Annotated in this window: 11 protein-coding genes and 1 pseudogene; 4 read left to right on the top strand and 8 right to left on the bottom strand. The window is 73.2% G+C overall.

The window, feature by feature from the left end; all coding sequences use genetic code 11:
- Positions 1–662, top strand: a pseudogene (locus tag IG90_RS39900) (recombinase RecA); the annotation flags it as partial.
- Between the two features lie 72 nt (positions 663–734).
- On the opposite strand, the gene IG90_RS0130365 reads toward IG90_RS39900, so the two are convergent.
- The gene (locus tag IG90_RS0130365; RefSeq protein WP_030591553.1) at positions 735–1631 is read right to left on the bottom strand and encodes an alpha/beta fold hydrolase; all 897 of its coding nucleotides are present in this window, start codon (positions 1629–1631) and stop codon (positions 735–737) included.
- Between the two features lie 239 nt (positions 1632–1870).
- Here IG90_RS0130365 and IG90_RS0130370 point away from each other — a divergent pair, with 239 nt between their 5' ends.
- Positions 1871–2515, top strand: coding sequence for a TetR/AcrR family transcriptional regulator (locus IG90_RS0130370; protein WP_233436121.1), 645 nt, complete (start codon positions 1871–1873; stop codon positions 2513–2515).
- A 47-nt stretch (positions 2516–2562) separates the two neighbouring features.
- Here IG90_RS0130370 and IG90_RS0130375 read toward each other — a convergent pair whose 3' ends face one another.
- Positions 2563–2973, bottom strand: a complete 411-nt coding sequence (locus IG90_RS0130375; RefSeq protein WP_030591559.1) for a Fur family transcriptional regulator — start codon at positions 2971–2973, stop codon at positions 2563–2565.
- Between the two features lie 379 nt (positions 2974–3352).
- Between IG90_RS0130375 and katG the strand changes: the two genes are divergently transcribed.
- Together katG and IG90_RS46945 are read left to right on the top strand one after the other, a co-directional pair.
- Positions 3353–5608 (top strand): catalase/peroxidase HPI, encoded by a 2256-nt coding sequence (katG, locus tag IG90_RS0130380; RefSeq protein WP_030591561.1) that lies wholly within the window; start codon positions 3353–3355, stop codon positions 5606–5608.
- A 57-nt stretch (positions 5609–5665) separates the two neighbouring features.
- On the top strand, positions 5666–6232 hold the full coding sequence (locus IG90_RS46945; RefSeq protein WP_324604315.1) for an oxygenase MpaB family protein: 567 nt from the start codon (positions 5666–5668) through the stop codon (positions 6230–6232).
- Here IG90_RS46945 and IG90_RS0130385 read toward each other — a convergent pair.
- From IG90_RS0130385 to IG90_RS0130410, 6 genes are all read right to left on the bottom strand, one after another.
- A complete protein-coding gene (locus IG90_RS0130385) occupies positions 6174–7007 on the bottom strand; it encodes a PIG-L family deacetylase (RefSeq protein ID WP_030591563.1) in 834 nt (277 codons plus the stop codon). The genes IG90_RS46945 and IG90_RS0130385 overlap by 59 nt on opposite strands.
- A gap of 192 nt (positions 7008–7199) precedes the next feature.
- Positions 7200–7601 (bottom strand): FKBP-type peptidyl-prolyl cis-trans isomerase, encoded by a 402-nt coding sequence (locus IG90_RS0130390; RefSeq protein WP_030591566.1) that lies wholly within the window; start codon positions 7599–7601, stop codon positions 7200–7202.
- 186 nt (positions 7602–7787) lie between these two features.
- Positions 7788–8897: a hypothetical protein gene (locus IG90_RS0130395; protein ID WP_030591569.1), complete on the bottom strand. Its 1110-nt coding sequence runs from the start codon at positions 8895–8897 to the stop codon at positions 7788–7790.
- Between the two features lie 118 nt (positions 8898–9015).
- A complete protein-coding gene (locus IG90_RS46220; protein ID WP_245170729.1) occupies positions 9016–22614 on the bottom strand; it encodes a WXG100-like domain-containing protein in 13599 nt (4532 codons plus the stop codon).
- Between the two features lie 114 nt (positions 22615–22728).
- Positions 22729–23097 carry a hypothetical protein gene (locus IG90_RS0130405; protein ID WP_030591576.1) on the bottom strand — a complete coding sequence of 123 codons (369 nt, stop codon included), beginning with the start codon at positions 23095–23097 and terminating at the stop codon, positions 22729–22731.
- Between the two features lie 2 nt (positions 23098–23099).
- A complete protein-coding gene (locus IG90_RS0130410) occupies positions 23100–23555 on the bottom strand; it encodes a YbaB/EbfC family nucleoid-associated protein (RefSeq protein ID WP_030591579.1) in 456 nt (151 codons plus the stop codon).
- Positions 23556–23613 lie beyond the last annotated feature (58 nt).

Genomic DNA, 23613 nt, shown 5'->3' on the forward strand with positions numbered 1-23613 from the left:
TGTGGTGGAGGTGTACGGACCGGAGTCCTCCGGCAAGACGACGCTGACGCTGCACGCCGTGGCGAACGCGCAGAAGCTCGGTGGCTCGGTGGCGTTCATTGACGCCGAGCACGCGCTGGACCCGGAGTACGCGAAGAAGCTCGGCGTCGACACCGACAACCTCATCCTGTCCCAGCCGGACAACGGTGAGCAGGCGCTGGAGATCGTCGACATCCTGATCCGCTCCGGCGCGATCGACCTGATCGTCATCGACTCCGTGGCGGCCCTGGTGCCCCGTGCGGAGATCGAGGGCGAGATGGGCGACTCACACATGGGGCTCCAGGCCCGTCTGATGAGCCAGGCCCTCCGCAAGATCACCAGCGCCCTCAGCCGGACGAGGACGACGGCGATCTTCATCAACCAGCTCCGCGAGAAGATCGGCGTGATGTTCGGCTCCCCGGAGACCACCACCGGTGGCCGGGCGCTGAAGTTCTACGCCTCGGTGGTTCAAGCAGGCGGAGTTCGACATCCTCTACGGCCAGGGCATCAGCCGCGAGGGCGGACTGATCGACATGGGCGTGGAGCACGGCTTCGTCCGCAAGGCCGGCGCCTGGTACACGTACGAGGGCGACCAGCTCGGCCAGGGCAAGGAGAACGCCCGCAACTTCCTCAAGGACAACCCCGCTGACAGGCCGCCCGTGCGCGGGGCGGCCACCTGCCGCCGTGACCGACCGCGGAACGGCACCCGATACGTTCTACGGTCTCCGTTCCGGTCCCTGGTGCGTGCTTGAGAGGTGAACGCGGAGGAGCTCCGCCACTTCGGGAGCGGCCTGCTCCGGAATCCAGTGCCCGATTCCGGTCAGGGTGTGGAGGGTGTACGGGCCGGTCACGAACCGGCGTGTGTGCTCGCCGCCTGTCCGGCCCAGGGCCGGGTCGCTGTCGCTGTTGATGAACAGGGTCGGGACCGTGACCTTGGTCAGCTGGCTCGCTGTGCTGAAGGGCATCGCCCGGTACCAGTTGAGGGCGGGAGTGAGAGCGCCCGAGGCCACCAGGAACCCCATGTCCCGGGCGAGATTGGCCGCGGACTGCCCGGCGGCCATCCGCTCGATGACGCGTGGCGCCACGGCCGGATCGAGGCGGCGTATCAACAGCTCCGGTATCCAAGGCAGTTGGAAGGCGTACATGTACCAGGACATCAGGAACTGGCGGCTGGTGAAGAGGGCCCGCATGAAGGCGGCGGGGTGCGGGACGGAGAGGGCGGTCAGGGTGGCCACCACGTCCGGCCGGGAGGCGGCCAGCGTCCAGGCGACCGCGGCGCCCCAGTCGTGCCCGACGACGTGCACCTTGCGGCCGGGGGGTCCGGCCGCCTCGATGAGGGCGACGACGTCCTCGGTGAGCTGGGACATGCGGTAGGAGAACCTGCCGCGCGGCCGGGCCCGAGGTGAGTATCCTCGCTGGTCGGGCGCCAGCGTGCGGTATCCCGACGCGTGCAGCCGCGGTGCGAGCAGGTCCCAGGAGCGCGCCGTCTGGGGAAACCCGTGCAGGAGCACGACGACCTCACCGTCGAGCGGCCCCTGGTCCACGACGTCGAAGACCAGACCGTCGCGTCCGAACGATGTGAGCCGCCCGTCGGCGCCGCGCCGGGCGGTCACCGGTGGACCCGCTGGCCGTGGAAGGTGAAGCCGGGCTTTCGGGGACGGACCAGGCGTTGGTGACGACGACGTTCGTGGCCCCGGCCGCCGCGACGCAGGTCCATGAACACTCCAATGTAATCAGCGAATACATTTGTGTAATCGCCGATTACATGTGGCTCCGGACCGCGTGTCAAGGTGTGGTACGACTGGCTCCATGAGCACCCGGGCGGCGGCCCTATCACCACGGATCCTTGCCGGTGACGCTGGTCGCGCATGCCGTCCACCTGCTGGACGAGGCGGGCGCCGAGGCGGTGACCGTCCGCGAGGTGGCCCGCAGGGCGGGCGTCTCCCCCGGGGCCCCGTTCCGGCACTTCCCCGACCGGGCCGCCTTGCTGACCGCGGTCGCCGAGGCAGTCGCCGTGGACTTCGGCGCGACCCAGACGGAAGCGGTCGCCTCGGCCACCTCCGTCCCGTTCCGGGCTCCGGGTACCGCGTTCGTGCGGTACGCGCTGACCCACCCGCATCGGCTCGCGCTCCTGCGCGGCGCTCGCTTCGGCGCTGATCGAACGCCCGCCCTGGAAGAGTGGTATCGCGCCTTCACCCAGGGCGTCACCGATCTGATCATCGCCGGGCAGCAGCGCGGTGAGCGACGACAAGCCGATCCCGAGCTGATCGGAATCGCCGCCCAGGCGCTGGCGTACGGCCTCTCCCAGATGTTCGTCGACAACTACCTCGACGCCTCACGGGCCGACGCGCTGATCAACCAGGTCGTCGACCTGTTCGGCCTGGGCGTCCTCGCACCCGGGAGCGAACTGCGCCTCCAGCGGCCCGACGGTGACGGAGTCTCTTCCCCCGAACGGCGTTCCCCGGCCGCCTCCCGCCCCACGAGCGGCAGCGCATAACTCCCGGCACCGTCCCCGGACCAGCGCACGCTCCGATCCCGCCGCGGTCAGGTGCAGGCGGGGCACAAGCCGCGGTAGGTGATCTCCACCGAGCCGACGGCGAACCCGAACCGCTCGGTCTCGGGCAGGTCGCCGAGGGCGTTGCCGACCGGGTGGACATCACGGACCGTGCCGCAGCCGGAGCACACCAGGTGCTGATGGGGGCGGCGCGCGTTCGGGTCGTAGCGCTTGGCCCGGCCCACGGTGGAGACCTCCAGCACCTCGCCGAGCGCGACGAGCTCCCCCAGCGTGTTGTAGACGGTCGCGCGGGAGATCTCGGGCAGTCGTGCGGCGGCCCGCAGATGCACCTCGTCCGCCGTCAGGTGCACGTGGTCGCCGTCGAGGACCTCCGCGACGACACGCCGCTGCGAGGTCAACCGCCAGCCACGGCGCCGCAGCCGTTGAAGGAGGTCGCTCATCCCGTCTCACCCGCTCCGCTTCGCCGGGGACTCGCGGCCCCCGGAAGAATCCGACGCCGCCGCACCTAGGTCACTATCGTTTTAGCGCACTTCTTGACTTGGACGAAGTCCATCGTAGGATCGGTCCCGGCGACATCCAAGAGACAGGAAGGCTCCGGTACGGCAGCAGAGACACGTGACGGGACACCGCCGGTCGACCGCGCAGCGCCGGCCGAGCACCGTCCTCGTCGCACCGCCCGGGACCGTCCGGTCCGGTGGCCCATGAGGCGTTCGGGCGGCCCGCGGCGAGACCCTGGCACACGACGTGCCCCTTCTGCACGGCCTGAATCCTCCTCCCCGTTCAGCGCCCCCACGACCCGCCGGGTCCGGAAGGATTGCCATGACCGAGAACCACGAGTCGCATGTCTTTGATCCCGTCACCCCGGATTCGCCCGAGACGGCCATCCCCGAGGTGCCCGGGGCTCAGGCGAGCGGCTGCCCCGTGGCCCACGGGCGCGCGGCCCACCCCACGCAGGGCGGCGGGAACCGCCAGTGGTGGCCGGACCGCCTCAACCTGAAGATCCTCGCCAAGAACCCCGCCGTGGCGAACCCGCTCGGAGCGGACTTCGACTACGCGGCCGCGTTCCAGGCGCTCGACCTGCCCGCGGTGAAGCGGGACATCGCCGAGGTGCTCACCACGTCGCAGGACTGGTGGCCGGCCGACTTCGGCAACTACGGACCGCTGATGGTCCGGATGGCCTGGCACAGCGCCGGCACGTACCGCATCAGCGACGGACGCGGTGGCGCGGGCGCCGGACAGCAGCGCTTCGCCCCGCTGAACAGCTGGCCGGACAACGGCAACCTGGACAAGGCCCGCCGTCTGCTGTGGCCGGTCAAGAAGAAGTACGGCCAGGCGCTGTCCTGGGCCGACCTGCTGATCCTCACCGGCAACGTCGCCCTGGAGACCATGGGCCTGAAGACCTTCGGCTTCGCCGGCGGCCGCGAGGACGTCTGGGAGTCGGAGGAGGACGTCTACTGGGGCCCGGAGACCACCTGGCTCGACGACGAGCGCTACACCGGCGACCGTGAGCTGGAGAACCCGCTCGGCGCGGTCCAGATGGGCCTGATCTACGTCAACCCAGAAGGCCCCAACGGCAACCCGGACCCGATCGCGGCCGCCCGCGACATCCGCGAGACCTTCCGCCGGATGGCGATGAACGACGAGGAGACCGTCGCCCTCATCGCCGGTGGCCACACCTTCGGCAAGACGCACGGCGCCGGCCCGGCCGAGAGCGTCGGCGCGGACCCCGAGGGCGCCCCGCTGGAGGAGCAGGGCCTGGGCTGGCGCAGCTCGTACAAGTCGGGCAAAGGCGGGGACGCCATCACCAGCGGGCTGGAGGTGACCTGGACCAGCACCCCGACGAAGTGGGGCAACGAGTTCTTCCACAACCTCTTCGCCTACGAGTACGAACTGACCACGTCCCCGGCCGGTGCGCAGCAGTGGGTCGCCAAGGACGCGGAGGCGACCATCCCGGACGCGCACGACGCGTCGAGGAAGCACAGGCCGCAGATGCTCACCACCGACCTGTCGCTGCGCTTCGACCCGGCGTACGAGCGGATCTCGCGTCGCTTCCACGAGAACCCGGAGGAGTTCGCGGACGCCTTCGCCCGTGCCTGGTACAAGCTGACGCACCGCGACATGGGCCCGATCCAGCGCTACCTGGGCCCCGAGGTCCCCTCCGAGGTGCTGCTGTGGCAGGACCCGCTGCCCGCGCGCACAGCTGAGCTGCTGGACGCCGCGGACATCGCCGCGCTCAAGGAACAGGTGCTCGCCACGGACCTGACGGTGGCACAGCTGGTCTCCGCCGCCTGGGCATCGGCCGCGTCCTTCCGCGGCAGCGACAAGCGCGGCGGCGCCAACGGCGCCCGGATCCGTCTGGAGCCGCAGCGCGGCTGGGAGGCGAACGACCCGGACGAGCTGGCCCAGGTCCTGCGGGCCCTGGAAGGTGTCCAGGAATCCTTCAACGCCAAGGGCGGCAAGCAGGTCTCGCTGGCCGACCTGATCGTTCTCGCGGGCAACGCGGCCGTGGAACAGGCGGCCGAGGACGCCGGCGTCGAGGTACAGGTGCCGTTCACCGCGGGCCGGGTCGACGCCACGCAGGACCAGACGGACATCGAGTCCTTCGCCGCCCTGGAACCGGCGTACGACGGCTTCCGCAACTACGCCGCCAAGAGCAGCCGCCTGCCCGCCGAGTACCTGCTCCTCGACCGGGCCAACCTGCTGACGCTGAGCGCACCGGAGACCACCGTGCTGGTCGGCGGTCTGCGCGTGCTGGGCGCCAACACCGGCGGCTCGAAGCACGGCGTCCTCACCGACCGGCCGGGCACGCTGACCAACGACTTCTTCGTGAACCTGCTCGACCTGGGCATCACCTGGAAGTCGACGTCGTCGGCGCAGGACGAGTTCGAGGCCCGCGACGCGAGCGGCCGGGTCAAGTGGACCGGCACCCGCGCCGACCTGGTCTTCGGCTCCAACTCCGAACTCCGCGCCCTCGCCGAGGTCTACGCGAGCGACGACGCACAGCAGAAGTTCGTGACGGACTTCGTCGCCGCCTGGTCCAAGGTCATGGACCTCGACCGCTTCGACCTGAGCTGACGGCGCCCGGCCACATCCGCTCCACCCGGTAACCGGCACACTCCGGCCGTGGGGCCGGTGCGCACCCGCACCGGCCTCACGGACCACGGCCCGGACCACCAGCATGCCGCGCGAACCGCTCATCCTCGTGGCCGTGCCCGCCGGGGGTCGGTCACGTCCCTCGAAGCCGAGCGCCACCTCGCCCGTCTCCGCCCCCGACTCCACGCCACTCCCGCCGCGTTGGACTCGGTGCCGTTCCTCCGCCGGTTCGCACGCCCACGACGGGAGCGGCTGGTCGTCAGACTGCTCACGAACGCGTCGGTCGGACTCCTCCCCGACCGGGCCCGCACCGAACTGGGCATCCACCGTCCGGCCCCCGTCCGCAACGGTTGGGACCGCCCCCTGGCGACAGTCGTCGGACGCACTCTCCCGTGGGGGCTCGGGCCCTCGCAGGTCCAGGCCGCCGCACGGGGGAGGCAGGCGGGCGCGGCAGGGATGACATCGGGATGTTCGGAGCGTCCGGCAGCAGCACGGTGCGACGGACGGGGGAAACCGGCTGTGAACCGGCCCCTGCCGGACGCGCGGGTCAGCGGAGTCCGGCGAAGAGATCGTTCTCGGGTACGGCCGCACCGGTGGCGTCCTTGACCCGTACGAAGGTCTCCGTGCCCATCAGCTCGCCGAACCTCTCCTTGCCCATCCCGAGGAAGAAGATGTTCTCGCCCTGACTGGCATGCGCGGCCAGCGCATCGAACTTCTGACCGCTGAACGCGGTGGTGTCCACCCACGTGGTGATCTCATCGTCGGGGAGGCCGATCTCGGCCATCGCGGCGGCCTCGGCAGGATCCGGCTCCGGCATGTCCTCCTGGAACTCGCGCATGGTCTCCCCGAACCGCCGCATCATCGAGCGGGGCATCGTCGTCCAGTACACCTTCGGCGTCAGCGTGGTCATCTCCAGCGCCGCCATCGTGATGCGGTGGGCCTGGATGTGGTCGGGGTGACCGTAGAAGCCGTTCTCGTCGTAGGTGACGACCACGTCGGGCAGGTAGTGCCGCATGAGTTCCGCCAGCCGGGCGGCACCCTTCTCCACCGGGGTCTGCCAGAAGGATTCGGGAGCGTCGTTGCTCGGCCAGCCGATCATCCCGGAGTCGGCGTAGTCCAGCATCTCCAGATCGCTGACCTTCAGGACCTCACAGCTCGCCTCGAGTTCTCGACGGCGCATCGAGGCGACGGCCGCCGGATCGTGTCCGGGTTCGCCGGGCTTGACACCCCCCGGCCCATCACCGCAGCCGCCGTCGGTACACGTCACGAGAACCGTACGGATGCCTTCCGCCGCGTACCGCGCGAGGATCCCTCCGGTTCCCGTGGCCTCGTCGTCGGGGTGGGCGTGTACTGCCATGAGCGTCAAAGGCCGGTCGGTCATGAAAGGGTCCTCCTGCGGGGATACGTCTTGGTCCGGGGTGCGCGGCGGGCCTACCGCGATCAGGGGAGCCGGCCCCTGACGGGGCGGACGACCCTGTGGTCTCCGTGTCCCCGCCCGTGCGGCGCCGGTCCCTCGACGATGCAACCGTTCCGACCCGGCCGGCTGTTCCCGACGCAGCCGCGGTCCCCGCGTCTACCTTGCGGCCTCCGGCGGGCTGCCCACGACCGTGAGCAGGTCCACGACGAAGATCAGCGTCGAGCCCGCCGGGATCAACGGAGAGGGCGACTGCTTGCCGTACCCGAGACGCGGGGGAACGATGATCTCGCGCCGGCCACCGGCCTTCATCCCCCTCACCCCCCGGTCCCAGCCCTTGATGACCCTGCCACCGCCCACGGCGAACTTGAACGGCCGGTTCTGCTCCCAGGAGGAGTCGAACTCCCTTCCGGACGCGAACGTGACCCCTACATAGTGAACCTGGACGACCCTGCCCGGCTGCGCCTCGGGTCCGTCCCCGACCACGATGTCCCGGATCGTCAGCTCGGTGGCCGCGACACCCTCCGGAACCTCGATGTGGGGCTTCGTCAGTTCGCTCATCACGGTCCCATCGCTCGCCACCGGGAACCCTCGCACGGGCCGGCCGGACACATGGACCTTCCATGCGGCAGGCGATCACCGTACCGGCAACGTCCGGGCCCCGAAGTGCACCCAGGAGCTCCGCGACGACCTCGTGGCGAAGCCGGCCGGAGTGTCTCCCTCCGGCCTCGATGATCCGTCGCGCTGTCAGGTGGGCCGCCCGGGTGCCGGCTCCCCGGGTGCCGGGCCGGTGACGGGCGCTGCGGAGTTGACCGCCGGCGGCCGGGGGCGGGCCGGGGCGGGGGTGTCGAGCAGGGCCCGGGCGTGCTCGTCGGGGAAGAGCCCGTCCCGGGCGACGTGGTCGCGCAGTTCCTGCTCGGTGAGCGGATGGACGTTCCAGTACCGGCCCCAGTTGTCCTGGTAGTCCAGTGCCGGGTCATGACCGGGAATGCCGTCGAGCGCCAACTGGGCGCCGCGCATCACCTCGTGGAACGAGTGGTGGCCCGCCGACAGCGAGGTGGCGATCATGCCGGCCCGGATCAGGCCGAGGTCCTGCGGTGGTGGCGGCGTGGCCCAGCCCGGCCCGGTGTCTCCCGGGCTCCGGCGCACCGCCAGCCGGCGGTCTCCGGTGGTGGGATGGGTGGCCACCTCGGCCGGGCCCAGCGGGTACCAGACGGGGCGGGCCGTCGTGCCGGAGACCAGGTTGGCGACCTGTGCGGCGAACGCCGCGGGGAGCGCCAGTACGATGTCCGCGCCGCGCGGCCGCCGGGAGTCGTAGGAGATGATCCGGGCCATCTCCACGGCGTCGCGGACCACGAAGGTCCGCCACGGCGTGACGATCTCGACACCCCCGCCGTCGGCCTCCTCGGCCACGACCACGTACGGGCTGCGCCACGGCGCGGGCTGCCGGGCGAGGCCGCCGGAGCGCTCGGCGAGGTAGGGGGCCGGCTCCGGAAGGCGTTGGCCCGTCCCGGTGAAGTCACGGCCGGCCGGGCTCCGGTCCTCGGTGCGCAGCAGGGTCTTCTCGGCCAGGGCGTCCCGCCGGGTCTCGATCTGGCGGTCGATGAAGTACGCGGCGAGGTCCTCGGCGCTCTCCAGGTCGTCCGAGGACGCCTCCAGTGCCAACGCCCCTAGATCCAGCACGTCCTGGGAGCTCACCCGGGCCCGGCGCGGCAGGTGCAGGACCTCGCGGGTGAGGCCGGCCAGCCCGGCCCGCGGCGGCCGGCCGGCCGCCGCCTGCTCGACCAGGGCGTACAGCGCCTCGGAGGTCTCCTGGAGCCGGGGGCGCGGAGCCCTGCTCCACTGCGGGCCGAACACCGTGCTCAGCCACCGCGGGTCCGCCCAGGCGGAGGGCCGTCCTCGTTTTCGGAGTCCGTGCCCTCGTCCTCGGGGTCCGTCCCTCCCTCCGGCTGGGGCTCCGCGCCGGAGAGCGTGCTCAGTTCGTACGCCTCTTCCTCGCCCGGCAGCCCAGGGTGGTCGCTGCCGGTGGGGGACAGAGGCAGCGGGACCGCGACCGGGTCGAGCTGCTGGGCGGGCGGGGCCGGTACGGAGGTGCCGGTGGTGACCGGCGGGTCGTCGACCTCGGGGTCGGTGACCGGCGGGACCGGGGCGACGGGACCGGTGACCGGCGAGGCCGGGGTGTCGGGACCGGTGACCTGCGGGTCGCCGACCTTGGGGTCGGTGACCGGCGGGTCGTCGACCGCGGGGTCGGTAACCGGGGGGACGGCTGGGGTGACGGGACCGGCAACCGGCGGGTCGTCGACCTCGGGGTCAGTGACCGGCGGCACCGGGGTGACGGGACCAGCAACCTGCGGGTCGCCGACCTCGGGGTCGGTGACCGGCGAGGCCGGAGTCTCGGGACCAGCAACCTGCGGGTCGCCGACCTCGAGGTCGGTAACCGGCGGAACCGGGAGGACAGGACCGGCAACCGGCGAGGCCGGAGTGTCATCGCCCTCGAGGCCGGTGACCGGCGAGGCCGGGGTGACAGGACCGGCAACCGGCGGGTCGCCGACCTCAGGGTCGGGACCAGGGTGACGGGACCGGTGGGCGTCTTCTGCACCGGGTTCCCGGTCCTGGGCGCGGGAGCCGGGGTGCGCGGGAGCAGTGGGACGAAGTCACCACCACGGCGGCGGAGCCGGAGGGTGGGGGCGTCGGCGGACGGGCCGGCGTAGGTGTGGGCGGTGCCGTTCTCCTCGATCAGCGTGACGGTGGCGCCGGTCGCGGCGGCGGCCCACTCGGCCACCGCGCGGTCGGCGTCCGGGCCCCACGGGGCCTCGGCCAGGTGGCGGCGCAGGTGGGCCTCGCGGGCGCCCTGGCTCGGCGCGGGTGCGCCCGGGCGGGATCGGAAGGGCGGGGCCGTGAAGAGCGCGTCGCGCTCCGCCGGGTTGCCGGGCAGGCCGTTCAGACGCATCAGCTGGGCGGGGGACGCCCCGGCGCGGGCGCGCAGCCGCCCGGCCTCCTGGCTGTCCGGGCCGGGCTGCCCCGCGGCTTGGCGCAGGGCCGTGGAGAGCGCGCCGAAGAAGCCGTTGCCCCGGCCGGTGGGGGCGCCTTGGGTGTAGGTCGCGCCGTCGGGGGCGGTGAGTACGCCGTCCCGGTCCAGGCGGTAGCGCGGGCCGGTGGCGTCGGCGGGCGGCAGCCAGGGGGCGGTGGCGTGGCTGCGGTGCGCGGGGGGCTTCGCGGGCGTCGGCGCCGTGGACGTGGGCGTCGTCGTGGGCGTCGGCAGGGGCGTCGTGACCGGGGGCGCGGTACCGGCCGGGAGCGTGGCGTGGAAGAAGCCCTCCTCGGCGAAGAGCACCGGATCGGTGGCCGCGTCGACCGCCGCCGGATCGGCGCCGTGCGGGAGGAAGAGCTGCTGCCGGCCCTCGCCCGTCACCACCGTCAGCGGCGCGCCCAGGACCCGGGCGGCGAGCGCGGGCAGCAGGTCAGCGCCGCCGTGGTCGCCCGCGCGGCGCTCGGGCGGGGCCGGTTCCGCGGCGTCCCGGTCCGTCGTGTCCGCTGCCGACGGCTCGGCCGCGAACGGGCGGGACAGGGCCGCGGTGGCCAGCGCGACCCGCTGTTCGGGCGTCGGCCAGAACGTCTGCGGAAGACGGCCGAGCGCGTCGAACTCCGCCTGCTGCGCGGCGGTCAACTCCAGACCGGCTGCGTCGAGTTCGTCCTGCGTGAACGTGTCCGCCGCGTCCATCGCCAGGGCGTCGAGCAGATCCTCGTTGCCGTGGTCGGCCAACGCCCAGGCGAGGCGGTCGCGCGCGGCGGCGACGGCCTCGGCCGTGACCGCAGGGTCCCCGGGGCCGGCCGTGAACCGGTCGGCGAGGTCGGTGCCGAGGAGGTAGGGAAGGCGTCCGCGGTCCCGGGCCACGGCGAGCAACGCGTGGAAGAACGAGGCGCCGTCGTGCGGCACGGCGTGCACCTCGCGCACCATGGTGCCGTCCGGCGACGTGAGGGTGCGGGGAGCGGAGTCGGTGGCGTCGGTGATCGTGTACGGCTCCGGCGCCTCGGAGCGCCAGTCGGGGGTGGTGTACTCCTGCGGCAGGTCCTTCACCGCGGCCGAGGCCGAGCCCTGGTGGTGGGCGGTGAGGCGGGTCGCCGCGAGGTGCAGGCGGTGGTGGTCCGCGGCGGCGGCGTCGGTGTGCCGCTCCCACCGGCGTACCTCTTCGCGGGCCGTCTGCCAGGCGGCGACGGCCGGGGACTGGGCCACGGACCGGGGCAGGACGGTCGCCCGGCCGGGGTGGCCGTCGCCGAGCGCGGCCCGCTCGTCCGCGCTCAGGTCGAGCCAGGCTTCCCTGGCCTTCGCGCGGGCGTCGTAGTAGTTCTTCTCGGCGGCGGCGAGGTCGGCCGCCGCCTTGGCCTGGTCGTCCCAGGCCGTGCGGGCCTCGTCGGGGAACGTGGTGTCGTCCAGGAGTCCGTAGTCGCGGGCGATGTCCTCGCGCAGCCAGACCAGGGCCGTGGTCTCGGCCTCGGCGGCGCGCGGCCCACGCCTCGGGTGGCCGAGCGCCTGCATCGGGCGGCTGTCGGTGAACCGGTGGTCGGCCTCGGTCACCGACAGCCAGGTCACCGGTACCGCGAAGAGCATGCTGCGGTCGGTGACGACCTTGAGGTGGGTGCCGAGGGTGGTGTCCGCGGCACCCTTGAGCGTGGTGCCGTCGTTCGCCCCGCCGATCGGGAGCGTGGCACCGGGGTTGATCACACCCGCGTCGCTGGTGCCGGCCATTGGCGACGAACCCACCGCGCCCTCGACGTTGTCGGCGATGCCCGCCTCCAGCGCGTCGGAGGTCTTGCGCCGCTGCATCGCCTCCATCCGCGGCTTGTTCTCCACGGCGAGCAGGCGGGCGCCTCGGCGGTGCATCTTCGCGTAGAGGCGGGAGTCGGCGGTGTGGGACTGGCCGATGAGGTGGGCGGAGGCCTGGGTGGGCAGCGGCGTACCGTTCACGCCGAGCGCCTCGCGGAATCCGGCGGTCAGGCCGACCTGGGTGGTGGCCTCCTGCTGGGCCTGGGCGGGGGCGGTGCCGAGGCCGGTGAGCGGGGTGTGGCGGGCCATCCGTACGCGCTCGGCGAGCACCGTTCCCGTGTGCCGTCGGCCGAGGTCGCTGTCGCCGGGTGAGCCGTCTGCGCGCGCGGTGGCGAGGGTCAGGGCGTCCTGCACGTTCGCAGCGCCGACCATGTCCACGGCGAGGATGCCGGAGCCGATCCGGTCGTCGAAGGGCAGGATGTCCGGGTCGGGCGCCCCGGTGTCGCCGACCGGGGGGCGACGCCACTTCGCGATGGCCTCCGGCTGCGCCTGATCTGCCGTCAACAGCCTGACCGCGCGCTCCGGTTCCGGGATTTCCTGCTCGGTGAGCGTGCCGTCGGCGCCGTCGCCTTCGGGGGTGAGCAGGCTGGTCGGGAGGATCTCGTTGAGGCTGCCGACCGGGGCGGTGGCGGTGGGGCCGAGCAGCTCGCCGGACGCGTCCGTCATGGTGACGGTAAGGGTGTACGAGGTGACGATCTCGGCGTGCGTCTGGGTGGTGGCGATGTTCGGCATCGCGGTGCTGCCGGTGGTCCCGGTCCGGGCGCTGGACCGCTGCTTGGCCGCGGTGCCCTGGAGCGACGGGTTGGCGACGAGCACGCCGCTTTCCGTCGCGCGTCGGCTCGCACTGAGCGTCACGTCGGCCCCGCGGTCCTGCGACGTGCCCCTGGCGTCGTCCCGGGCCGTGGTGCGGTAGTCCTCCAGTTCGTAGCCGGTGCGCAGCCGTTCCACCCTGGTCGTGACCGGCGTCAGCGTGAACCGGAGCTGCCCGGGGCTGCCGCCGACCGGCAGGTGGTGCGGGCGGGACCAGGCGCGGTAGCGGACCGGCAGGGTCATCCCGTCGGTCGTCAGCTCGTGCAGGTGCGAGCGGAGGAAGTCCGGCGAGAGGCGCTGGAGGACCTGTTCGCGGTCGTGCGAGGGAACTCCGATCTTCTCCAACTCCCCCAGCAGCCGCAGTGCCGCCCGGCTCGCGTCGAGCTGGCCGCTGGGGTGGGTGGGGAAGCGGCGGCTGCGCAGGAAGGGCGGCAGCCGGTAGCCGCCGCCGAGGTTGCCCGGTGTGGTGGTGCCGAGGCCGTCCGGTGCGAGCCCGGCCTCGATGGCGTCCTGCAACGGCAGGTGGAACATCACCGCGTCGCGGATGCGCTGGAGCGCGGCGGCGGCCCGGCGCGGCGCGAGCCCTCGCCCGAGCCGTTCGGAGATCCGTCCGGCGGCCGCGCTGAGCCCGGCCCCGGCGCGGGTGCCGACCGCCCCCATCGCGGCCGTCCAGCGGTCCCGTACCGCGACCGTCTCGACGGCGTCGGCGACCACCAGGTACATCCGCCCGGTGTAGGAGAGGGTGGTGTTGCGGCCCCGGGTGAGGGTCTGCGAGGTGTTGCGGCCCTTGCCCCAGGCGTACTGGAGGGCCGTCGCGTACGAGCCGACCACGGCCTGCTCGCCGGACACCCGATGCAACGGCATGATGGCGCCCTGGAGGCCGAGGGTGGCGCGGGACACGGCGCTGGAGCTGCCGGCGACGCGGTGCTCGTTGCCGATCGTGGCTTCGAGACTGCCGGGCTTCGGGTCGCTCGTGACCCGTACGTTGCTGAGTTCGCCGCGGATCGCTGCCTTCAGGTAGTGCGTGGAGAGCGGGCCCGCACCGTTGAGTCCGGTGATGCGTGAGCCGAACGGACCGAGGTACTGGCCGAGTTGTCCGGCGACGCTGAGATTCGCCATCGCCCGGCGCAGGGCGGTGCGTATCGGGGCACCGGGGGCGCTGACGTGCCAGGAGGTGCCGGAGGCGCGGTCGGCGGTGTCCTGGACGAGCCGCTGGCGCTGCCGGCCTCCCTCGGTGCTGAGGACCACGTGCGGGGCGCTCAGGAGCCTGCGGACGAGCTGCCGGTCGGACGACTCGTCGTGGGGCAACGGACTCGTGCCGTCCAGCAGTTGGTCGGCCTCGGTGGAGGAGAGGGGGCGCGGTGCGGGGGTGGGTGCGGGCGCCGCTGACGTCGCCGTCGCCGCCGTTCCTGGTGCGGGGCCTGTGGCCGGAGGGTCGGTGGGGGCGTAGCGGTCGGAGCCGTGTGCCGCCGGCACGGCCAGCTCCACCCGGCCCACGGTCTCCGTCCCCCGGCTGAACAGCGGACGCTCCTCGACCTTGCTGACGAAGACGCCCGCGCCCAGCAGACCGACCGAGGCGAGCCGGGCCCAGCCGCGCGGGCGGCGGTGGCCCTCGAAGGTGGCGCCCAGCTCAACCCGGTAGCTGTAGAGGTCGGCTCCGTTCTGGAACGTCAGCTGGTCGTGCGCGACCGCGACGGTGTTCCGTGTGGCCTTGGCGTCGGTCCTCGCGTAACGGCCGCCGAGGGAGGCGTTGCCCATCCGGCGCGGTAGCCCGGCCTCGGGCACCTTGTCGTGGTCGCGCGGCGAGATGCCCAGTTCGACACCGGCGGAGAGTGTGGTGGACGTCTGCTGCCCCTGGCCGGAGACCTCGGTGCCGATCACCGCGTTGCGCAGCGAGCGTTCACTCATGGTGGTCTCGAACCGCCGGTCGGTGAGGCGCGCCCGCAGGATCAGGGTGTGGTGACCGCGCCGCACCTTGCCGTCCTCGGTGAGGGTGACCGGCACCCCGGTGGTCGTGAGGTCGTCCAGACTCTGGGCCAGGCTGGGCCGGTTGAGCGCCTCGCGCACCTGGCGGTCGTTGTACAGCGCGGTCCGGATGCGCCCGTCGCCGTACCAGAGCTTGGCCAGGCGCGGGTGCCGCAGCATCAGCGGCGGGACGAAGAGGGACGGGTAGGAGCGGTGGAGCGTGTCCAGCACCGTGTCGGCGAAGGCCCGCAGGGGGTCCTGAGGAGCGGGGGCAGGCGCGGGAGCCGGGAGCGGCTGCCCGTTCCGGTCCGGCTGGCTCTGGTCCGGCTGGGTCTGGTCCGGCCGGCTCTGGTCCGGCCGGCTCTGGTCCGGCCGGCTCTGGTCCGGCCGGCTCTGGTCCGGCCGGCTCTGGTCCGGCCGGCTCTGGACCGGCCGGCTCTGGTCCGGCCGGCTCTGGTCCGGCCGGCTCTGGTCCGGCTGGCTCTGGACCGGCCGGGCGGGAGGTCGCTGGTCCGGCCGGAAGCCCTCGGCGCGGACCTGGCCCCCCAGGTGCACCGGGTCCTCGCGGGTGAGGTACCACGGCACCGGCGGCACGGCGTCCGGGTTCGGGCCCGTCGCGCCGGGCGTACGGCTGTCCCAGCCGGCGAGCCGGCGCGCGTCCTGGGTGGAGATCCAGTCCAGGCTGACCACCCGGACCGGGCGGGCGGCGGACGCCGGTTCACCGGCTCCCCGCACCATCAGGGTGCGCTCCACCCGGTAGAGCGCGAGCGGGTGGTTGCGGACGCGGCCGGTGACCTTGCGGGCCGCGTCGTTGCCGAGGTAGTGGCCCCGGCCGGTGCTGAGGTCCGCGCGGACCAGCGGGCCGCCCTGGAGGCGTACGTCGGTCTCCTGGCCTATGAGGGTGTAGCTGGGGCCGGCGGTGACCTGGACACCGAACCGGGTGTCACGGACGTGGGCGCGCTGGTTCTGGTACGTGGTCTGGGCGAGGTCGCGCACCTCCGCCTTGACCGACTCCGTGACCAGGGTGGCCCGGTGCGGGATCGACCGCTCGACGACCAGGTGCCCGAGCGGGTGCTGACCGCTGCCACGGGTCAGCTCGGGCCCGCTGACCGGCCCGGAGAACCGCCCGAACAGACCGTGCAGCCGCCCCGGCCGGACGTAGGAGACCAGCGCGCGGTGCGCCGAACTTCCGGGCCGCACACCGGAGATGGTGAGCGCCACGTCCTCCGGCGGGTCCGTCAGGTGCAGCGCGGCGGTGTCGCTGATCCGTGGCTCGACGCCGTCCGGGAAGGTGAGGGTCCCGGGCGCCCGCTTCGGCCCCGTGAACGGCACGGTGAGATCGTCCGGCAGCCGCCAGCTCAGCCCGTCCCGCACGGCGAACGTCGCGGTGTGCACGGGGGCGCGCTGCCAACGGGGGGCAGGGGCGGGCGGGGTGGCAGCCGGCCCGGTGTCCTTCGGCGCCTCGGTGACGCGCTCCACCCGCACCCGGTAGTGGACGTCGTCCAGGTGCAGATGCGAGCCGTCCACGGCCCGGTACTCGGACTGGTTGTACGCCTGCGTGCCCAGGGTGTAGTCGGTCCGGCGGCTCCAGCCCAGCGAAATACCGATCTTCAGCATCCAGTTGAGCGGCGGCCCCATGCCCACCGCGGCGGCCGCCCGACGCCCGACGCCGACGCTGCGCCCGCCGCCCGTACCGGCCTGGCCGCGCCGCATGGTGTCCACCCGGACCGTGGAGCCGTCGACGTCGGAGAAGCGTTCCCAGCGGTGGTACGGGATGGCCTCGACGGTCATCTCGTGACCCACGCCGGCCTTCTCCCGGCCCACGAAGCGGGCGCCGCGCGGGGCGGTGAAGGCGCCGGGCTGATCGGTCAGCAGGCGAAGCAGCTCCGCCTCGTCGAACTGGGCGCGCAGCTTCTCGGGCAGCTTGCCGAGGATCTCCTGGGCGACCTGTTCGGGCGAGCGGAGAGTGAGTACGCCGACGCCGTTCAGCAGTCCCGTGCGGGGGGCGACGGCCGTGCGGGAGCCCGGCCTCCCGTCGCCCGGATCGGCGTCCGGGCTGATCAGGACGGTGGGCAGCCTGCCGCCGTCCTGGAAGGTGACGGTACGCGGCGCGGGCTCCGGCGGCCGGGCGTCCTCGCCCGTCAACAGCCGGGCGGGGCGGTGCCGTTCGAGCTGCGTCTCCAGCGGTACGGGATCGCCCTTGTCCGGGGTCAGCGGACCGGGGGCGTCCAGCTCGGTGATCCCGCCCATGCTCCGCAGCCACTCCCCGAAGACGTCGGAGCCTGCCGGGTCCTGGGTGGCCGGAGCGGGAGTGGGTGCGGGCGCCGGGGTGGTGGTGGAGGGCACCGGGTCGGGGATGAGGGCGTCGAAGTGGTCGGTGCCGTTGTAGGACAGGTGCAGGGACTCGCCCTGACCGCCCGGGTTGAGGGGCGTGACGAAGGTGCTCCCCGGCGCCCGCGGGTCCGGCTGGACGAGCCGCAGGTCGAGGCCGAGGGTGTGCGCCAGCGCCTGCGGGAGTACGTCGGCGAAGGGCGACGCCCACAGCGTGGGGAGGTCCGCCGCGGCGAGGATCAGCCCGTCGGTGCCGAGCCGCCGAGCGTCGGCGGGGGTCGGCGCCACCTCGGCAAGGTGCGGGTAGCCGCTGTCCCGGAGCATCCGCCGCCACCGCCGGCCGTCGCCGTCGGTGACGACCGCCTGCGCGATCCGGTCCCAGCGCTGGGTGATCCGGCTCTGCGCGCCCGGGTCCTGCACCCCGGCGAGGGCGCGCATCCGGAGGTCGTCGACGACGGCGAGCACCGGATCGGGGTTCGCCTCGGCCGCCGCGGCGAGCAGTTCGGACCCGGTGAGCCGGTCGCGCAGCAGCTCGCGCAGCCGGGTGACGTCCCGCGCGGCCCATGCCGGGGGTACGGGACGGCTGCGCGCGCTGTCGAGCAGCGCCCGGAAGAGGCAGTCTCCGCCCCCCGGGGTGTGCAGCCGGCGGAAGGCCCGCCCGTCCGCGCGCACGGCGTCCGCGGGGCCGGGTGTCACCGGGTCCTTGCTGAACAGGACCAGGCTTTCGGTGAGGCTCTCCGGGCGGCTCTGCGCCGGTGCCAGATCGGGTCGGCGACGGGCGAGTTCGGCGGTGTCCTCAGGGCTCAGCGCCAGGTCGGAGAGGGGCAGCGGGGCGGTGGAGAGCGACCAGGTGATCCGGGCGGCGGGTGCGTAGGTGAGCCCGGCCACGTCGTCCGGCGAGACCAGTGCGGTCGGCGGGAGCTCGGGGGGCGGCGGGGGCAGCAGGGCGTCGAGCGTGGTGTCGGGCCCCGCGGTGGCCCGCAACCCGGCTGCGGCGCGCAGGAACTCCCGGTACTCCTCGGGTGTGGGGTCGGCCGAGGGGTCCGCGGCGGTGGTCGCGGTGCCGGCCGGGCCCGTCTCCGTACCGGCGGTCGTCGCAACCGTCGCGCCGCGCCGGTCGATGACCATCCGGCGCAGGAGGTCCGAGGTCATCCGGCCGTCGCCGTAGCGGGCAGCCGTGTCCTGACCGAGCCAGCGCAGGCCGTCGACGTACCCGAGTCCGGCCAGCAACTCGCGGCCGTCGGACTGCTGTTCGGCGTCCGTGCCGAGGGCGTCGCGCAACGTACGGATCTGCTGGAGGGTCCGGGCCCGGGCGAAGGCGTCGGCCGGGTCCGGGCCCGCGTGCAGGCCCGCGTCGCGTGCCAGGGCGTCCAGTTCGGCGCCGCCGGGCTCCGGGGTGAAGAGCCGCCATCGGCCCGGCCCGTCCGGGCCCTCGGTGAGCACCGCGCGGACGTTGCCGTCCTGGTCCCTGGCCGTGCCCGCCTCGGTGGTCGGCGCGTATACCGTGCGCCCGGTCCGGTTCGCCACGTGCTGGGCCACCGGCAGTCCCGCGATCTGCGGCTGCCGCCCGGTCTCGCAGGAGAAGAGCACCAGCGGCCGGTCCTGATCGCCGTCCTCGGCCCAGGACTTGAGCACCTCGCCGAGCTGCACCCCGCTGACCTTCACGCTGGGATGCGCGGCGTCATCGGTGCCGAGCGTGACGGTACGGGGAGTGCCATGGCCCGCGAAGTAGTCGGCGCCCCGCTCGGTTCCGGCGCCGGGGAGCGCGGTCGGCGGTCCGGTGAACACCGTACGAGGGGAGGGCGCGGCCGGGGTGGCTCCCGGGGCCGGGGCCTCGGAAGAGGTGGTGCGCACGCTGCGGAAGGTGTCCTGGCCGAGCAGCGCCCGGCGCCCGGCGCTCTGCCCCGTACCGTCCTCGGCGGGGCTCTGCGAGATGGTCAACGTCTGTACCGCGCGGCCTGGTCGGGGCTGGTGTGCTCCTTCCGGCACCCAGCGTCGCAGCTGTGCGAAGGGCACCGCGTGGCCGCTCAGGGTGGTGACGGCCGGCTGCCCCTCGGGGGGCGTGGGGCCGTCCCCCCCGGTGGTCTCGGTGTCGCCGCGGCCCGATTCCAGGTGCGGGTCCGCGGCGGCCTGTTCCGGGGCCGGGCGTGGCCGCCCTGTGTCCAGGGCGCCGTTGCGGACCAGGGTCTCGACCATCTGCGGTACGGAATGGCCACCCTGGAACAGGCTGTACATGGTGTCGGGCACGACGGGCCGGAAGCCCTGTTCCAGGAGGAGCCTGGGCAGCAGGATCTGGACGTTGGAGCGGAGGTTGCCGTCCTGGAAGGGGTGGACCACGTGCAGCGCCCGGACCGTGCGGACGATGGAGGCGAGTTTGGCCGCGTCGTCGGCGTCGGGCCGGCCGACCCGCGCGTAGTGCTGCTGGAACAGCGTGTCGACGAGGCCGGGGGCGGCCCCCTTCGTGTAATTGGTCGCCAGCGCCGGGTTGCTGTGCAGAAAGCGGGTGAGGATGGTGACCGGTCGGGGTGAGGGCAGGGGGTTGGCCCAGTTGTGCGTGGTCATGTCGTAGACCAGGGCCCGGCCCCCGATGCGCTCGTCGAAGACGTCGGGAGCGAGCGCGTCACCGCGCAGCGGGAACTGGGTGGGCCCGTTGCCGGACCAGCCGATCGTACGACCGAGATGGCCGGTCGCCAGACCGTGCATGGCCTGGTACGCGGAGGAGTCCATGGGGGCCGCGACGGTGCCGGGGTCTGCGAGGAACCGGGTGTACGCCGCGACCATGCCCGCCTGGAAGCCCGGGGACCGGTCGTGGTCGTAGTAGGAGCCGGGGTCGTCGGGGAAGGCGGCCAGCGCGGCTTCGTGGTCCTTGGGGTCGATGTAGTACTGCCACCACTCGCCCTCCGGCAGGAAGTCCCGCAGCGTCTCGGGCCCGCCGGAGCCGGTGCCGGTGCCGGTCGCGGGGGTGGTTCCGTCACCGCGCCCCGACTCCAGGAGCAGATCGGTGGCCGTCTCGGTCCAGGGGCTGGACAGGGTGGCCGGCTTGAACGCGGCGGGGGCGTCGGTCGCGGTGAGGGGGCTGTCGGTGGCCGTGGACAGCGTCGGCTTGACGTCCGGGGCGGGCGCCGTGCCGGTCGTGGTGACGATCGGCTGCTTGACGTCCGTGGCCTCGGCCGAGAGCACCTGCACGGGGAGCGGGTGCGGGTCGCTCGGTGCGGCCTCGCCACCGACCGGCTTGCCGGCGGGCTTCTCCGCGGGCGGCGAAGTGGCCGACGCCGCGGGCGCGGGAGCGGGAGCGGTCGGTGTGACAGGCGTGGCGGACGCCGGCCCGGCAGACGTGACCGGCGACGGGGCTGTCGAGCCGACCGGCGGCAAAGCGGCCGATGCGATGGGTGGCGGGCCGAAGGCGGCCGCGAGCGGCAGCAGCACGTCGGCGCCGGGGAACGCGGTCTGCGCGGTGCCGTCCGGCAGGACCGTGAGTTCCGGACCGGTGAGCGGACGGACCTGGACCGGATCGCCGGGTCCGTCGCGGGTCAGCTCGACGGCGCTGCGTACCGGCTCCCCGGTCTCCCCGGTCCCGTCGGACGTGACCGGGGAGACCGGCGGACCGAGCACCACGGCCCGGTCGGCCAGGGCGCCGTCCAGCAACGCGGCGGCCTCCGGCGATCCCGCGCCCGGTGGCGGCGCCTCCGAGACGACGATCGTCAGCCGCCAAGGCGCCTCGGTGCCGGCCGGGGGGCCCGCCGCGACGAGCGGGGACTCGGACCGCACCTCGCGCGGCTCCGGGCCGCCGCCGATCCGATCCGGATCGCGCGCGTCCGAGCCGCCGCCCATCACGCCCAGGTCACGCACTTCCGAGTCACCATCCGACGGCGCCGGGACTCCCCCCGATGTGGGGGCGCCCACGCCGATCGGCGGGTCCACCGTCACCGGCGTACCGAAGCCCCCGAGGGCCCTGCGGATCTCCTCGGCGTCCACCTGGGCCGCGGGGCCGTTCCCGGCGGGTACCACCCGAACCTCGGGCAGCTGCGACAGGCCGGCGTTCAGGCTGTCGCGTACACCGGTCTCGGCGCTGCCGGGCGGCTGCCCACCTCGTACGGCGGCAAGGTCGCGCAGCGCCTGCTCGCGCAGCTCGGCCGGGCCCTGGTGGACCTGTCGCCACAGCGTGTTCTCGGCGGCGGTCACGGGCATCGGGCCCGGGGAGTACGGGGGCGGGTCCACCGGGACGTAGGGCGGCGGGTCCTGTGCGACGTAGGGCGGCGGTGACTGGCTGCCGGTGACGTCACCCTGGCCGGTGGTCGGCTGGACGACCGGCGGAAGCCCGCCGGGTGCGGGCCCGTCGCCGCCCGTGGTGTCCGTCCGCGAGGGGCCGTCGGAGCGGTCAGGGCCGTCGACGGTGCGTGGGGAGTCCTCGGAGCCGCGCGTACCGAAGCCGCTGCCGTCGGAGGCGGTGGGCGGCGGCTGGTTGCGCAACTTGTCGATGGTGTGGCGCAGTTCGGCGCCGCTGTTCAGGGCCGTGCTGGTGAGCGACGACTCGGCCTGGCTGCTGATGCCCGCGCCGACGAAGGTGGACCAGTTGGTGGACCAGTCGCCGTCGAAGGCCCCCTTGATCAGGATCTCCGCGAACGCCTCGCCGGACCCGGCGGCGAGGAAGTCGGCCGTTCCCTTGAGCCCGTAGTGGCCGGCCAGCGCGCCCGGACGGTCGGAGTTGTAGCGCAGGATCTGGCTGTTCCGCCACAGATCGGGGTTGTTCCGGAAGGCGAGCGGGCCGTCCCGGAAGGTGACCGGAGGTCTGGGCGGAGGGATGGGCCCGTTCCCGGACGGGCTGGGGCCGGGGCGGTCGTTCGGCAGGTCGCGGCCGGGGTTCGGTTTGGGGTCGGGGTTGGGGGTCGGACCGTTGTTCTTCAGGTCGATGTTCGGGGTGTCCCGCAGGTTGGGGTTGTTCTTGAAGTCGGTTCCGTTCTTCAGGAAGTTGCCGTCGAAGCTCCTGACGATGTCCTTCGCGAACTTGTCGAGGATGCTCGTGAAGAAGCCCGCCGCCGCACCGAACGCGGCGGCCTTGCCGATGTCGCTCCAGTCGATGCCGTCGGGGCGGCGGCCGTTCGGGGCGAAGTTCATCATCGCCAGCCGCACGGCGAAGGTGGTGAACGCCTCGGCGAACGCCTCGGTGAGGGAGGGTGCCAGGTGCAGCCGCTGGAGCAGGTGGCTGAGCGTGGTGAGGATGAAGAAGCGGCTGCGGAGCTTGGCCATCATGATCTGGCTGGCCGAGGCGCCGCCGGTGAAGAAGGACATCGCCAGGTAGATGGCGATCTCGATGAGCAGCCGGATGATCTCGGCGATGACCTGCCACTTGGACTCCATGATGTCCATGGAGGTCTTGCGTCGGCCTTCGGCGATCTTGTCGAGCTGCTCGGCGAAGTCGCGCAGGTAGTTCTTGCCGCCGTCGTCGACGAGCATGCCCATCGCCTTGCCGTACGACCTGGCGAGGTCGTCCGGCATGGACTCGCCGATGTCGTGGACCGACTTGTCGATCAGCGAGGAAAGCCGCTCCAGTTTGCGCCCGAGGCCGGAGTAGGGCCGACGGCTCTCGAAGGCGAGATCCTCGTCGGCGTCCATGAGCTTCTCCCCGGTGAGGATGAAGATCATGGCTTTGACCTCGGGCGATACCTGGATGCTCACCGGCGGCCGCCTCGCGGGGCGGCCGGGCAGGACGGAGTGGCCGCTCCCGGTCGCGTACGGGAGCGGCCTGCGCTGCGCGGGTCAGCGGCGGCCATGCCCGCCCGGGCCGTCGAATCCATCGGTGTCGAGGCGGCTGTTGCCGTGCTCGATCTCGTCGATGTTGCGGTCGCGGGTGTCCTTCATCATCCGGACGTTGCTGACCGTGGCGTCGGTGATGCCCACCAGCGCGTCGCGGATGGACAGCATGGTGTCCTTGGTGGTCTGCCGCTCCTTCTGCTCCTGCGGTCTGGCCTTCTGCGAGAACTCGCTGTTGGTGCCGGGCCACGAGACCGTGGGGGCCAGCTCGTCGAGGAACTCCTCGGTCATGCTCCTGGTGAGCGTGCCGATCTCCTCCAACTGCCGTGCCAGGGCCTCGATGCGGTGCGGGTCGACGTAGTACCGCTGTCCCATCGTCAGTCCTCTCCCTCGTCGCCGAGCGCGTCCCGCCAGGCGGGGGTGGCCGGGCCGCCCCGTGCCGGATCCTCGTCGTCCTCGCGCAGCACCTCGGGACCGAAGATGCGCTCCCAGTCCAGCTCGAAGCCCTTCAGCTCCGGCACGTTGCTGCTCGGCTCGGCGAAGGGGGCCATCGCCCGCATCACATGCCGGTTCATCTTCAGGCGTGCCGCGCTCGCCGCCTCCAGGACGCTGGCGGCCAGCTCCTGCGGGGACATGTCGCGGTACTTGTTCTCCAGGAACTCGATCCCGGTCAGCTCGCCCTGCGGGCCCGAGGTGGCCCGGACCGCGCGATCGGAGGAGAGAGCGGAGAACGACGCCGTCCGCAGCTCGCGCTCGGTGCGCGCCACCGCCTCCTGGGCCGCCTGCAGCTCGGCCATGGCCTTCTCCAGGCGCTTCTCCAGCGGTTCCGTCACGCCCGCTCCCCTCCTTCTGCTTCGGTCTTCTCCTCCGCACGGACGACCGTACGGCCTC

Origin of the sequence: Streptomyces anulatus (assembly GCF_000721175.1) — a bacterium.
Taxonomy (GTDB): domain Bacteria; phylum Actinomycetota; class Actinomycetes; order Streptomycetales; family Streptomycetaceae; genus Streptomyces; species Streptomyces anulatus_C.

Excerpts from the sequence above, each read along its gene's own strand:
- IG90_RS0130405 (WP_030591576.1), bottom strand. The coding sequence starts at position 23,097 with ATGGGACAGCGGTACTACGTCGACCCGCACCGCATCGAGGCCCTGGCA.
- IG90_RS0130375 (WP_030591559.1), bottom strand. The coding sequence starts at position 2,973 with ATGAGCGACCTCCTTCAACGGCTGCGGCGCCGTGGCTGGCGGTTGACC.
- IG90_RS46220 (WP_245170729.1), bottom strand. The coding sequence starts at position 22,614 with ATGATCTTCATCCTCACCGGGGAGAAGCTCATGGACGCCGACGAGGAT.
- IG90_RS0130390 (WP_030591566.1), bottom strand. The coding sequence starts at position 7,601 with ATGAGCGAACTGACGAAGCCCCACATCGAGGTTCCGGAGGGTGTCGCG.
- IG90_RS0130385 (WP_030591563.1), bottom strand. The coding sequence starts at position 7,007 with ATGACCGACCGGCCTTTGACGCTCATGGCAGTACACGCCCACCCCGAC.
- katG (WP_030591561.1), top strand. The coding sequence starts at position 3,353 with ATGACCGAGAACCACGAGTCGCATGTCTTTGATCCCGTCACCCCGGAT.